Raw genomic sequence first — 12,964 nt, 5'->3', positions numbered from 1 at the left:
CATTGTAGAGCGACGGCGCAACCCTTTTGACAGAGGCTGTTATCGTGGAACTCATAGATTTGTTTGCGTTGATCTCATGTGTGCTGCTGGTGGTGTGTGGCTTGGGTTATGGCGTTGCATTTATCAGGCGCAAGAATTATCTGCTGGGCGTGGAGTTCTTGATTGTAGGTGTTTCCGCAACCAACTTTACGACGTTCATCGCCACGGGGTGGCAGGCCAATTATAATATTGCCATTTTTCTGGATGCTTTTTCCCGCGGGGTCGGCGTGCCGATTATTGCAACGCTCGGATTGATGGCCGTGACGCATAATTACAAGCCGTCCCCGGCAAAGGACGTGATATTGTTTTTGATCGCTTTTGCCGCGACGGCCATTTATTACCTGTCGACGAGCTTTAAAGCGGCGCTGCCTTATTTCTATGTGTTGATGTGGTCGCTGTACACGTTGTTCCTGGTCTACTTCATCTGGCGGCTGGTACGTGCCGGCGAGTCGCTGCACGCGCTGGCCACCTTGCTGGGAGGGGCGGCGGGGTTGACGATCGCGCTGCGGTATGACTTCTTCCCGATCCCAGGGGATGACACCAAGATGGTCTTCATGACCTGTGCTTTCCTGACCTGGTCCTATTCGATTATGCAGTTGTTTTATGCCTATGGGGCACTTCAGCGCTCAAGTACAGTGTCCTCACACGCCATGCTTCATCCCCGTTAAGTTGCGGGGTAGTTAACGGGTTGTTCAATGGCTGGCGGGAAGAGTGGACTGATATCTGCTGTTACTCCATGGCGGGCGAAAGCCTGCTTTTTTACCGCCTCTAGGGGCGGTTTTTTTATGGGTGAATCATTCGCATTAGTTATGGGCTTGCATAAGCGAGAAGTCGCCAGGGTTCAGTGTGGCTAGTGGTAAATCTTTTAGATGGCGCACTATTAAAAGCATCTTTTGGTAACACATGTTTCCTTACTTCCCAATAAGATGCAGGCGCCAGGTATGCATTAATCGTTAAATAACTTCAACTCGCTGATTTATCTAACGTAATCCACTCATGACGCATTCTGGCATGTGGCTTGCGTGTTGATCGCTCGACATGGTCAATTGATCATGTCGCTTGATCAGGATGCAGAAGGCGCCGATTTTTCCGCCCGGAAGGTCGAGCAGCCGGTCCAAGCCCTTTGTTTGAGGAACCTCCAATGAAAGAAGTCACTGCACGGTCGGAAAGTGTCGTATCCGCCCGCCGTATTTTCAGGCAGCTGCTGGTAAGCCTTGCGGCCTCGACCGCGATCTGTTCGGTACAGGCTGCGCCCCAGGGGGCAGAGGCGTTGGGTTCGAAATTGACGCCGCTGGGGGGAGAGAGCGCCGCCAGTGCTAGCGGGGATATTCCGGCCTGGTCCGCTCCAGGGCCACAGGGGGCGGGCTGGAGCTACGGCCAGGTGCGAGGGGAGCATTGGAAGTTCAAGGGCGACAAGCCGCTGTACAGCATCGACTCTAGCAATGTGGCGCAACACGCGAGCCAGCTTTCACCGGCCCAGCTGGAACTGTTCAAAAAGGTTCCGGGCTATCGCATGGATGTCTTCCCCACCCGCCGTACCTGCGACGCGCCGAACTTCGTGGCTGAGAACACCAGGCAGAACGTGGGCTTCGCCAAGCTCGATGCTTCCGGTGTCGCCCTTGAAGAAGCCCATGTTCCGGGTATCCCGTTCCCGATGCCCACTACCGGTGCAGAGGTGATGTGGAACATGAAGATGCGCTATCGCGGCGTTGGCGTTGAAATCCCCCGGAGCATTTCAGGTATTTCACCACGCAAGGGGGGTGAGTGGTTACGTCAGTCCACCGACACCTTCTTCCTGACCCCCTGGGGCAAAAAGGGCAGCGCGCTTTTCTCCTCCTACGGCCGTCTGGAAAACGCGACCTTCTTCAACTACCTGGAGCCTGCCGCGTTGGCCGGTCAATCCGCCGTGCAAACGGCTGTGGCCGGCGAGCAGGCCACGACCTTCTACTACTTCCCTGGCCAGCGTCGCGTGCGCCGTATGCCGTCGTACTCCTACGACGCGCCGCAGATCGGCCTGGACAACCAGTACACCGTGGACGAGGCAAACGTCTTCTTCGGCACCATGGACCGTTTCGACTGGAAGCTGATCGGCAAGCAAGAGCTGCTGGTGCCTTACAACGATTTCGGTGCATACGATACCGCCGCCAAGGTAGATGCGTTCGCCGGCAATGACTCGATCACGCCGCAGTCGCGTCGCTATGAGCTGCATCGCGTCTGGGTGGTCGAGGCCAATGTCCGTCAAGGCATGCGCCACCAGGCGCCCAAGCGCATGTTCTACATCGACGAGGACAGCTGGAACCCGCTGCTGGCCGTCGACTTCGACAAGCAAGGGCAGATCTGGAAGGTGCGTGAAGGGTTTTCGATTCCCGTGTACGAAACCGGCGCTTGCGACGTGCAGGCCCAAGTCCAGTACAACCTGGCCGATGGTCGTTACCTCTTCGACATGACCTCGATCGGGGCGGGCAAGAACGACATTCGCTGGATCACCGAAGACAGTGGCAACCCTCGCCTGAAACGTGACTTCTTCACCTCCGACAACCTGCGAGCCATCAGCGAGCGCTAGTCCGACGCCAGATCGAGAGCCAACATGAAAAAAATAATGACGAAAGCGTCAGGCCTTGCCATCGTGTGCGCAACCCCGCTGGCAATGGGGTTCACCTTTGAAACCGAAACCCTGACAGGCTCCTTCGATTCCACGATCACCGCAGGCATGGGTCTGCGTACGGAGTCGCGGGGCTGCAACCTGATCAACCAGGGGCCGACCGGCCACAACGTGCCGTCCGGCTGCCTGGCGCAGAGCTCCGGCGTGGCGGACCAGGGCGACCTGAACTACGACCGCGGCGACATGTTCACCAACTACCTCAAGGGCACCCATGAGCTGTTGGTCAAGATGCCCGAGGACGTGACCTTCATGGCGCGTGGCACCTGGATCCGCGATTTCGCGGCCACCGATACCACTGGCACGCTGTCGTTCAATACCCCAGAGAGCGTCGGCAGCGACGGGCTGAGTGACGACGCCCGCGACGACCTCGCCTTCAAGGCCCGCCTGCTGGACCTGTGGGTGAGCAAAGGCTTCGACGTAGGCGGGCAGCGGGTCCGTGCGCGCCTGGGCAACCAGGTGATCAACTGGGGCGAGAGCCTGTTCGTGGCCGGTGGCATCAACAACACCAACGCCTACGACTACCAGGCCTTGGCGCGCCCCGGCGTACAACTCAAGGAGGCCGTGCTGCCCGCGCCGATGCTCAGTGTTGCGTCAGGCCTTGGCTCGGGTGTCAACGTAGAGGCCTATTATCAGTTTCGCTGGAACAAGAGCGAGTTGCCGCCGGTGGGCAGCTATTGGTCAAACACCAACGCGCTGGGCGAGGGCAGGGGAGACTACGGGTTCTCCGAAAAGGATGCCCGCAACAGCGGCCAGTGGGGCCTTTCGCTGCGCTGGCAGCCGGAAGACAGCGACATCAACTATGGCTTCTACGTGATGCGTTATCACGACAAGTTGCCGTCGTTGCGCGTCGCCATTCTTGACCCGAACACGTTCGCGGCGGCACCCACCTGGGAATACCAGGAAAACCGGATGATGTATGGCGTCAGCGCCAACATGCCGATCGGTGACTGGGCAGTGGGTACGGAGCTTTCTTACCGGCCGAAGGACTCGGTCATGCTCAACCCTGTCGTCGACCTGTGTTCCGGCAATGGGGGCAAATGCTGGAAAGACGAAAAGAAATTCCAGTGGCACCTCACCGGCCTCTACAGCTTCACGCCGTCCAACTCCCCGACGCTGCTCGATTTCACCGGGGCCAGCACGGGCACCCTGCTGTCGGAACTGGTGGTGATCAAGTACCCCGGGTTGCATGACGAGGTCAATGGCGAACCACTCGCTCCAGGGCTCAATGCCTGGCAACTGGATCCTGCGACAGCGCCAAAGTCCCGTGGCGACAAGACCTCGTCGGGCATCAATCTGGACTTCAGCCTGACCTATGACGGCACGTTGCTGCCGGGCTGGCAGGTCACGCCCGGCGTCTTCTATTCGCGCTCGCTTGGAGGACGAACGCCGAACCTGAGCGCCACTTTCACCGAAGACGCGAGCAACATGAACCTCTACCTGAACTTCGTGCGTAACCCGGCCAGTTGGCAGATTTCCCTCAACTACGCGAAGTTCATGGGCGGCGAAACCCCCTACGACCAGCTTTATCGTGACCGCGATTATGTCGGCATCGCGATCTCCCGCACCTTGTGAGGCCTGCCGTGAATGGTTCTGTAAAGCTATCTGAAGCCCCGGCACGTGGCCTGTTGTCACGCGTCGAGGGTGTGTTGTTCGGGCATCGTCGTCTGGTGCTGGCGAGCCTGGCGATGTTCACGCTGATCATGGGCTGGTTCGCCGTGCAACTGCGCATGGATGCCGGCTTCGAAAAGCAATTGCCGGTAGGCCACGAATACATCAAGACATTCGAGGCCTACCGCAACGACCTGCTGGGAGCGAACCGGCTGACCATCGTGGTCAAGGCCCGAAAGGGCGATATATGGAGCGCCCCGGGCCTGAAGCGGCTGTATGACGTCACCCAGGCGGTGACCTTCCTCCCGGGAGTTTCACGCAGCAGCGTGCGTTCGTTGTGGACGCCCAATGCCTTCGTCAACGAAATCACCGAGGAAGGTTTTCGTGCTGATCCACTGGTACCGGGTACGGTTTCTCCCGATCACCTGGATGACCAGATCATCGCGACGATCGCCAATTCCACTGCCCAGGGTGGTTTCATCGGCACGCTGGTTTCCCGTGATCAGAACAGCGCGATGATCACGGTGGAACTCAACGAGTACGACACCAATGGCGCCCATCTGGACTATGTGGCGTTCAACCACAGGCTGGAAAAAGAGATCCGCCAGCAATTCGAGGATGGCGAATTCGAAGTCCAGATTATCGGTTTCGCCAAGCAGATTGGCGACATCGCTGACGGTGCTTCAGCCGTACTGGAGTTCTGTTTGCTGGCGTTGCTCCTGACCGCGGGGGCGGTGTACTGGTATTGCCACTCCCTGCGCTTCACGCTGCTGGCGCTGGTCTGTTCGCTGGCCTCGCTGGTGTGGCAGTTCGGCAGCCTGCGCCTGTTGGGGTACGGGCTCGACCCGTTGGCGGTGCTGGTGCCCTTTCTGGTGTTCGCGATCGGGGTTTCCCATGGTGTGCAGCAAATCAACTTCATCGTCCGCGAGATCGCTATCGGCAAGAGTGCCGAAGAGGCGGCGCGCTCGAGCTTCACGGGGCTGCTGATTCCCGGGACACTGGCGCTGGTGACCGCGCTGGTTTCCTTCGTGACGCTGCTGTTGATCCCTATCCCGATGGTGCGTGAGCTGGCGATCACGGCCTCGCTTGGCGTGGGCTACAAGATCATCACTAACTTGGTGATGTTGCCGTTGATGGCGTCATTGCTGAGTGTCGATGACCAGTACGCGGCCGCCCAGGAAGCCTCCCGACAGCGCCGGACCCGCTGGCTGCGTGGCCTGGCCCGGCTCGCCGAGCCGCGCAAGGCGCAATGGGTGCTTGGCGTTGCCTTGGTGGTATTCCTGGTGGCGATCTGGCAAAGCCATGACCGTGTCGTTGGTACACTGCAGGCGGGCGCGCCGGAACTGCGCGAGGAGGCCCGCTTCAATCGCGATGCGGTCTCTATCGCTGGCAACTACGACATTGGCCTGGACTGGCTCAGCGTGGTGTTCGAAGTCAACAAGGCCCCCTCTGGCGAAGACAGCCAGGTGGCCTGCGAGGATGTCGCCCTGGGCCAGTACCAGGATCGCTTCGTGTGGGCCATGCAGGGGGTGCCCGGCGTGCTCTCGGTCGCGTCCTTCTCCAGCAACATGCGCCAGTTCAACGAGGGCTACAACGAAGGCAACCCGAAGATGGCGGCGGTACCCATTGACCCGATGAACTACGCCGCGCTGGCCACCGAGGTGGCGCGCACGCCCGGGCTGATGCGCACCGACTGCAGCATGTCGGCGGTGCACTTGTACCTGGCCGATCACAAAGCCACGACCCTCACCCGAGTGGTGGACGCCGCCAAGGCGTTCCGCAGTGAGTACCCGATGCCAGGCATTTCGGTGCGCCTCGCTTCGGGCAACGCCGGGGTGTTGGCCGCCATCAACGAGGAGGTGGAAAAAAGCGAAACTCCCATGTTGCTTTACGTCTATGCCGCCATCGCATTGCTGGTGCTCGTGGTGTACCGCGACCTGCGGGCAGTCCTGGTGTGTTGCCTGCCGCTGACCATCGGCACCTTCATTGGCTACTGGTTCATGAAGGAGCTGCAGATCGGCCTGACCATCGCCACCTTGCCGGTGATGGTGCTGGCGGTGGGCATTGGCGTCGATTACGCCTTCTACATTTATAACCGCCTGCAGCTGCACCTGGCCCATGGGCAGCCAATCACCAAGGCCGTGGAGTACGCGCTGCTCGAAGTGGGTGTTGCCACTATTTTCACAGCGATAACCCTGGCGGTTGGAGTGGCCACCTGGGCCTTCTCGGAACTCAAGTTCCAGGCCGACATGGGCAAGCTGCTGGCCTTCATGTTCATCGTCAACATGGTCATGGCCATGACCGTGCTGCCGGCCTTCGCCGTCTGGCTGGAGCGGGTATTCCCACGTAAGCGCCCTGTGCGCATGATCGGCGCGCTGGTGCACTGAGGAGAGAAGCATGAAGTTCAGGGATTCTTTCACCGCGGTCTTGCTCGCAGCAGCATTGCCGTTGATGTCTCTTCAGGCCGCGCCGTTGCAGGCCGTGCCGGCCGTACAGGCGAGCAACGCCACGCAGGCCACCATGCTGGCCGCCGGCTGGGCGGGGGCGCGCATGGTGGCCGTGGGCGACCACGGTGTCGTGCTGTTATCCGACGATCAGGGCGTGCAGTGGCGCCAGGCGAGGTCGGTACCGTTGTCCACACCATTGACAGGCGTGTCTTTCGTGGATGCCAAACGCGGGTGGGCGGTTGGCCACTGGGGCGCGATCCTGGTCACCACCGATGGCGGGGAGTCCTGGCAGGTGCAGCGCCTGGCCACTGAAGAAGACCGGCCACTGTTCGCGGTGCACTTCTTCAATGCCCGGCAGGGTGTTGCGGTAGGCCTCTGGTCGTTGGTGCTGACTACCGAGGATGGGGGCCAGACGTGGTCCGAGCAGACGCTGCAGGCCCCGCCGGGGGCCAAGCGGGCCGACCTCAACCTGATGGGGCTGTTTGCCGACAGCCGCGGCACGTTGTACGCCACGGCCGAGCATGGGCAGGTACTGCATTCTGAGGACCAGGGTAAGAACTGGCGTTACCTGGATACTGGCTACGAAGGCACCCTGTGGGCAGGCGCGGTACTGGCCGATGGACGTCTGCTGCTAGGTGGCCAGCGCGGCACCCTGTTGCAGGGTTCAGCGGACGGCAAGGGCTTTCGCCGAGTGCCAACGCAAAGCAAGGGCTCTGTCACGTGCGTAGCGGTAGCCGGTTCGCGTGTGCTGGCGGTCGGGCTGGATGGGCTGAGCGTGCAAAGCAGCGATGGTGGGCACAGTTTCCAGGAAACGCAGACCGCTGATGGCCTTTCACTGACGGCGGCGTTATTCAACGCCGAAGGCGTACCTGTATTGTTTTCACGCCGGGGAGTAATGCCCTACCAGGAATGAAGGGTTGGCCACTCGCTCATAGGCCAGGCATCGCAATCCGGTGCCTGGCCTGTTTCCTTGCCTGGGCGATTGGGTGGTCGTGGCACCTTCAGGTCCAGGCAAGTCAACGCTGGACGCTAGAGCTGAAGGTAATCCGCCAGGTCTGCGTAGTTATGTTGCCAAAGGCCAGGGCTGCCATTGGGGTATTGGGAGCGGAAACCGAGGATCTTCTGTACCCGCGGAGAAAGCGTGCGCACCAGCTCGAGCGGCACGATCAACGGGTAGGCCTCTTCCGGCGTGATGATCGAAGCCTGCATCGGGATGGTTAGCCCGCGACGGTAATAGTCGGTGGTGACGTTGGCCCCGCCACCGTGAACGACCTTGCCGCCGAACAGCACGGCATCTCCGGCTTTCAACAGGGCGGGGATCGTCATCTCGGGGGTGCCGACATCGTCGAAGTCATCCCAGTCCTGGCTCCCGGGGATCAATCGTGTGGCGCCGTTTTCCTCGGTGAAATCGGTCAGCGCCAGCATCAGGTTGGTGATGGCGCGTGGCGCATGCTTGTTCATGGTCACGAACGGTTGGTACTGCATCATGTCACGGTGCAGCATTTGTGCTTTGTTGCCTGGGCCGATTTCGATCAACTGGGCCGTGGTCAGCCACCAGTCACCGCACTCCGGGGCGTAAAGCACTTTCCCCAGTTCGTGGAAGAGGTCGTCATCGAGAATTTCCTCACGAAAGGCCTTGCTGTGGGTGACTAGGTTGGTGAGCCGTTTGGTCTGATGGCCATGGAACTCGGCGATCAGCTCGTGCTCGTGCCTGGAGCCGGCATCGAGCGCGGCCAGGGGGGCGTCGAGCTCGTTGTTGATCCGTACGACTTGTTCTGGGGTCATGAAGTTGCGGATGATTACCGCACCTGCTTGGTCGCTCAGCAGCGCAATCTCTTGCGCGGAAGTCGAGCGGGTTACCACGGGCAGGCTTGGCGTGGCGTCGCGAGAGGCTGACATTGAGAACACTCCAGATTGAAAGGAACGGTTGCGCAGGCGGGTTGACGTTTGATCAAAGGGCATCAGGAAACAGGCCTGCTTGCCACTGCGCTAAACCCAAAAAAGGGACATGAAGCGTGACGGTGCCTCCTTGTATTTTTTGTTCAGGCAGTGCGTTCATGCTAGGTTTCCACTGGCCCTGCGCCAAGGTACGAACTGCACCATTTTCCAGCCGATTTTTGAGTGATTTGCACCGCCCATGACCAGCACGCCATCACCCTGGCCACGCCCCTCGGAAACCGTTCGCGAGCTCATGCGCAAAGGCGCCGAACTCGCTCAGGCGCTGCCACCCGAATGGGTCGAGCGCCTGAACCAGTCACTGTTCTCTTCGCCCGAAGATGCCAGGTTGCTGGAGGACCCGGTCATCCTCGCGGCGTGCCGGCGCGCCAACCGCGCTGAGTTGCTGCACTGGGCGAATGCCAACCTGCAGCGCCCCGGGGAGCCGGTGGAGCCCTATGTGTCCGCTGACATGGTGGACACGGCCAGAGAGCTCGCCCGCAGGGGGTTGTCCGAACTGCTGATGAATGTTGCAAGGTCGACACAGAACGCAGCCTGGGACCTGTGGATGAAGATGGCCTTCAGCCTGACGCAGGATCCCGCGGTGCTCGAGGAGTTCCTGGAGGTCTCGTCGCGGTCGATCTCGGACTTCATCGACAGCAACATGCGTGTGGTGACGCAGATCATCCTCGAAGAAAAAAGCGCCCAGGCCCATGACGACCCTATCGATAAACGCAGCCTGGTCAGCCGGCTGCTCGATGGCAGGGATGTGGACACGGAGCAGTTCGGCAGGCGACTGGGCTACAGCCTGGCTCAGAGGCACCATGCCTGCCTCGTCTGGAGCGAAACCCCGGACGCCGAGATTCGCCCCTTGGAGGATATGGCGCGTGCCCTGGCGCAGCTCACGGGTACGGTAGCGCCTCTGATCGTATTCGCGGGCCCTGCGACCCTGTGGGCCTGGAGCAATGCGGCAAAGCCGCTGGACCTGAACCTGCTGCAGGGCGTCGCCCGGCAATTTCCGAAGATACGCGCGGCAATCGGTTCGGCGGGCGCGGGGATGAATGGCTTCCGGCGCTCGCATCTGGAGGCCTTGACCACACAGCGGTTGATGGGCCGTCTGGCGGGCTCACCCGCCGTTGCCACGATCGATCAGGTGAGGATGGTGTCGCTGATGACCCAGGATGCCCGCGCGGCCAGGCAGTTCGTCTTGAGCACGCTGGGGCGCTTGGCGTCGGAGCCCACGGTTCTTCAGCATTCGCTGCACGCCTTCCTGGCCAATGGCTGCAACATCACCCAGACCGCCGAGGTGCTGGGTACCCATCGCAATACCTTGCTGCGCCGGCTGGAGCGCGCCCAGGACTTGTTGCCTATCCCGTTTGGCGACCATCGCATCCAGATCGCTGCCGCACTCGAACTGGTGATCTGGAATACCCCACTTGCAGACGACGAGAAATAGTTGTCAATGCACGACCAGAGTCAGGGCTGCGGGCCAGGAACCAGAATTCGAGCAGTTAAATAACTAGTGATTGGTCATGAGCTTGCGTCAACTGGCTCCGCTCGAATGCGCCCACGTTGTAGTTCTTACATATTTTCGTCGCTGCCGAAGAACATCTGTATTCTCGACCTCAGCCACCGCTCCGCCGGGTCATTGTCCTGCGCCCCGCGCCAGGCCATGTGCAGCTCGAACGTGCGCACTTCCATTGGCAGGTCTTCAGCGCGCAGTCCACCGGCTGCCGTCAATGCATCGGCTGTGTAGTCCGGCACCGTGGCGACGATATCGGTGCCCGCCAGCAAGCTTCCCAAACCGTTGAACTGCGGCACCGCAAGTACCACATGGCGCTTGCGGCCGATCTCTTCCAGCGCCTCGTCGATGAAGCCCGACAGGTCACCGGCAAACGACACCAGTGCGTGGGGCCGCGCGCAAAAGTCGTCGAGGGTAATGCTGCCTGGCACGCTGTCGGCGCGCAGCAGCTTGGGCTTGCTGCGCCGCAGTATCTTGCGCTTGGCGTTGGCCGGCAGTTCGCTGGTGTAGCTGACGCCAACGGAAATCTCACCCGAAGCCAGCAGGGTCGGCATCAGCAGGTAGTTGACCCGGCGCACCACCAGGACGATGCCGGGGGCTTCGGCGCGGATGCGCTTGAGCAGCTGTGGCAGCAGGGCGAACTCGGCGTCGTCCGACAGGCCGATGCGGAACACCGCGTTGCTGGTCGCCGGGTCGAAATCGGCGGCACGGCTGACCGCGGTGGAGATCGAATCAAGTGCCGGCGACAGCAGGGCAAAGATTTCATGGGCGCGTGCCGACGGCTCCATGCTGCGGCCGGTACGCACGAACAGCGGGTCGTCGAACAGGTTGCGCAGGCGCGACAGGGCCGCGCTGATCGCCGGCTGGCCGAGGAACAGCTTCTCGGCGGCGCGGGTCACGCTACGCTCATGCATGAGGGTTTCGAACACGATCAACAGGTTGAGGTCTACGCGACGCAGGTCGTTTCGATTCATCGGTGCGCTTCGCCTGAAGTGGAGCAGGGGTGAATCTTAAGGCCAAAGGCTGTTACCCTGCACGGATTTCCGGGGGCCAATGCACAGGAAAGTCAGGTGCCCAATCGATGACAGGCATGTCGACTATTAATAGCCACTGATGGTCTAACGGCAAAAGCCCGGATAAAGTCCGTGGTAATACGAGATTCACACAGGCGAGGTATGCGATGTCCCGCATGATCCGTTTCCACAAGTTCGGCGCTGCCGATGTGCTCCGATGCGAGGAGCAGGCCGAACCGTCACCTGCCGTTGGCGAGGTGCAGATCCGCGTCGAGGCCATCGGCGTGAGCTGGTATGACGTGCTCTGGCGGCAGAACCTGGCGCCATCCCAGGCCCGTCTGCCCGCGGGGATCGGCCACGAGATGGCCGGTGTGGTGACGGCGGTCGGTGAAGGCGTCGATGACATTGCGGTGGGCGACCGGGTCGCCAGTTTCCCGGCCACCAGTGCCAACGATCACCCGGTGTATGGCGATGTCATCGTCCTGCCGCGCACCGCCATCACCCGCTACCCGGACCTTCTCACGGCGGTCGAGGCCAGCGTGCACTACACGCCGCTGCTGATCGCCTACTTCGCCTACGTCGACCTGGCACGCGCCAAGGCCGGGCAGACCGCGCTGGTCACCGATGCCAGCCATTGTGCCGGGCCCGCCTTCGTGCAACTGGGCAAGGCGCTTGGCCTCAAGGTGTTCGCCGCCACCAAGGAGCCCGAGCAGCGTGAATACCTGCTGGCCCTTGGGGCCGACAAGGTGATCGTCACCGAAGAGCAGGACCTGCTCATGCAGGTTGGCAAGTACACCGATGGCCGCGGCGTGGACATGGTCCTCGATGGCATGGGCGGGCCACAGATGTCGCTGCTCGGCGATGTGCTGGCGCCACGTGGCAGCCTGGTGCTGTACGGTCTGCAGGGAGGCAACCAGACGCCGTTCCCGGCCTGCGCGGCGTTCCAGAAGAACATCCAGTTCTACGTGCACTGCATCGGCAACTTCACCGGCAAGCCGGAGCTGGGTATCAGCCAGGACCAAGTGGCGCTGCAACGGGCCTTGCGCGATATCAACCAGTTCACCGCCGATCAGTTGCTGACACCGCAGATCATCAAGGTGTACCCGTTCTCCGAAGTGGTCGAGGCCCATCGCTACATGGACGGATGCCCCTGTGGTGGGCGGGTGGTGCTGGACATGGCGTCAGCCTGACAGCATGTTTGGCGACGAAAAACCGGGCTCATGCCTAATGCCAGTCAGTTAATAGCGATCTGGGCGCAGAGGTGTTCGTCGAGGTATTTACTTCGCCTGTGAGATCGAGCGCCGCCCGCGCGGCGCATCGCGAGCTGTCGCTCGCTCCTACGTCTGTTTCGGGCCAATCATTCCTGTGGCATTGGCGCGCGACCGCCTTGGTGCATGTCTCGATATCGCGTCGTACCAACAAGGCGGTCGCGCGCGCCAGTCACAGGCGTTACTGGCCCGAAACAAACGTAGGAGCGAGCGATAGCTCGCGATGCGCCGCGCGGGCGGCGCTCGATCTCACAGGCGCTTAAAGGGCGAAGGCGGGCACCTGTCAGCCCCGACGCGCTTAACTGACTGGCATTAGGCGTATGCCCGGTTTTTTGCATGGGGGCCGGCTATCTTGAATAGGTTTTAGTCGCGGCTTTGTAATTGAATGTTGCCAACAAGTAATGGTTCATCTCTTTAAGCGTCCTTTTCTATAAGGCATTTTCCTGTTGTCTGCATATTGTGTGATTTCT

General features: G+C 61.0%; 9 protein-coding genes. 7 read left to right on the top strand and 2 right to left on the bottom strand.

Annotated elements, in window-relative coordinates:
• The first annotated feature begins 59 nt into the window (after positions 1–59).
• The 5 genes from C2H86_RS27485 to C2H86_RS27465 all read left to right on the top strand — a co-directional run bounded on the left by C2H86_RS27485 (position 60) and on the right by C2H86_RS27465 (position 7,669).
• The gene (locus C2H86_RS27485; protein WP_159413019.1) at positions 60–707 is read left to right on the top strand and encodes a hypothetical protein; all 648 of its coding nucleotides are present in this window, start codon (positions 60–62) and stop codon (positions 705–707) included.
• Positions 708–1,180: 473 nt separating this feature from the next.
• Positions 1,181–2,602, top strand: coding sequence for a DUF1329 domain-containing protein (locus tag C2H86_RS27480; RefSeq protein WP_159410771.1), 1,422 nt, complete (start codon positions 1,181–1,183; stop codon positions 2,600–2,602).
• 84 nt (positions 2,603–2,686) lie between these two features.
• Positions 2,687–4,273: a DUF1302 domain-containing protein gene (locus tag C2H86_RS27475; RefSeq protein WP_159413018.1), complete on the top strand. Its 1,587-nt coding sequence runs from the start codon at positions 2,687–2,689 to the stop codon at positions 4,271–4,273.
• 8 nt (positions 4,274–4,281) lie between these two features.
• Positions 4,282–6,696, top strand: a complete 2,415-nt coding sequence (locus tag C2H86_RS27470; protein ID WP_159410770.1) for an efflux RND transporter permease subunit — start codon at positions 4,282–4,284, stop codon at positions 6,694–6,696.
• A gap of 10 nt (positions 6,697–6,706) precedes the next feature.
• Positions 6,707–7,669 carry a WD40/YVTN/BNR-like repeat-containing protein gene (locus tag C2H86_RS27465; RefSeq protein ID WP_159410769.1) on the top strand — a complete coding sequence of 321 codons (963 nt, stop codon included), beginning with the start codon at positions 6,707–6,709 and terminating at the stop codon, positions 7,667–7,669.
• A 116-nt stretch (positions 7,670–7,785) separates the two neighbouring features.
• Here C2H86_RS27465 and C2H86_RS27460 read toward each other — a convergent pair whose 3' ends face one another.
• Positions 7,786–8,655 (bottom strand): phytanoyl-CoA dioxygenase family protein, encoded by an 870-nt coding sequence (locus C2H86_RS27460; RefSeq protein WP_159410768.1) that lies wholly within the window; start codon positions 8,653–8,655, stop codon positions 7,786–7,788.
• A gap of 238 nt (positions 8,656–8,893) precedes the next feature.
• Here C2H86_RS27460 and C2H86_RS27455 point away from each other — a divergent pair, with 238 nt between their 5' ends.
• Entirely contained in the window at positions 8,894–10,147 is a 1,254-nt protein-coding gene (locus C2H86_RS27455; protein ID WP_205524578.1) for a PucR family transcriptional regulator, read from the top strand.
• Positions 10,148–10,272: 125 nt separating this feature from the next.
• Here the strand turns inward: C2H86_RS27455 and C2H86_RS27450 are convergent, their stop codons facing one another.
• A complete protein-coding gene (locus C2H86_RS27450) occupies positions 10,273–11,187 on the bottom strand; it encodes a LysR family transcriptional regulator (protein ID WP_159410767.1) in 915 nt (304 codons plus the stop codon).
• Between the two features lie 206 nt (positions 11,188–11,393).
• Between C2H86_RS27450 and C2H86_RS27445 the strand changes: the two genes are divergently transcribed.
• Positions 11,394–12,416, top strand: coding sequence for a zinc-dependent alcohol dehydrogenase family protein (locus tag C2H86_RS27445; RefSeq protein WP_159410766.1), 1,023 nt, complete (start codon positions 11,394–11,396; stop codon positions 12,414–12,416).
• Positions 12,417–12,964 lie beyond the last annotated feature (548 nt).

The organism is Pseudomonas putida, from assembly GCF_009883635.2.
GTDB lineage: Bacteria > Pseudomonadota > Gammaproteobacteria > Pseudomonadales > Pseudomonadaceae > Aquipseudomonas > Aquipseudomonas putida_W.
The sequence above is the reverse complement of the archived record's forward strand: the minus strand, read 5'-3'. Positions and strand labels throughout refer to the sequence as shown.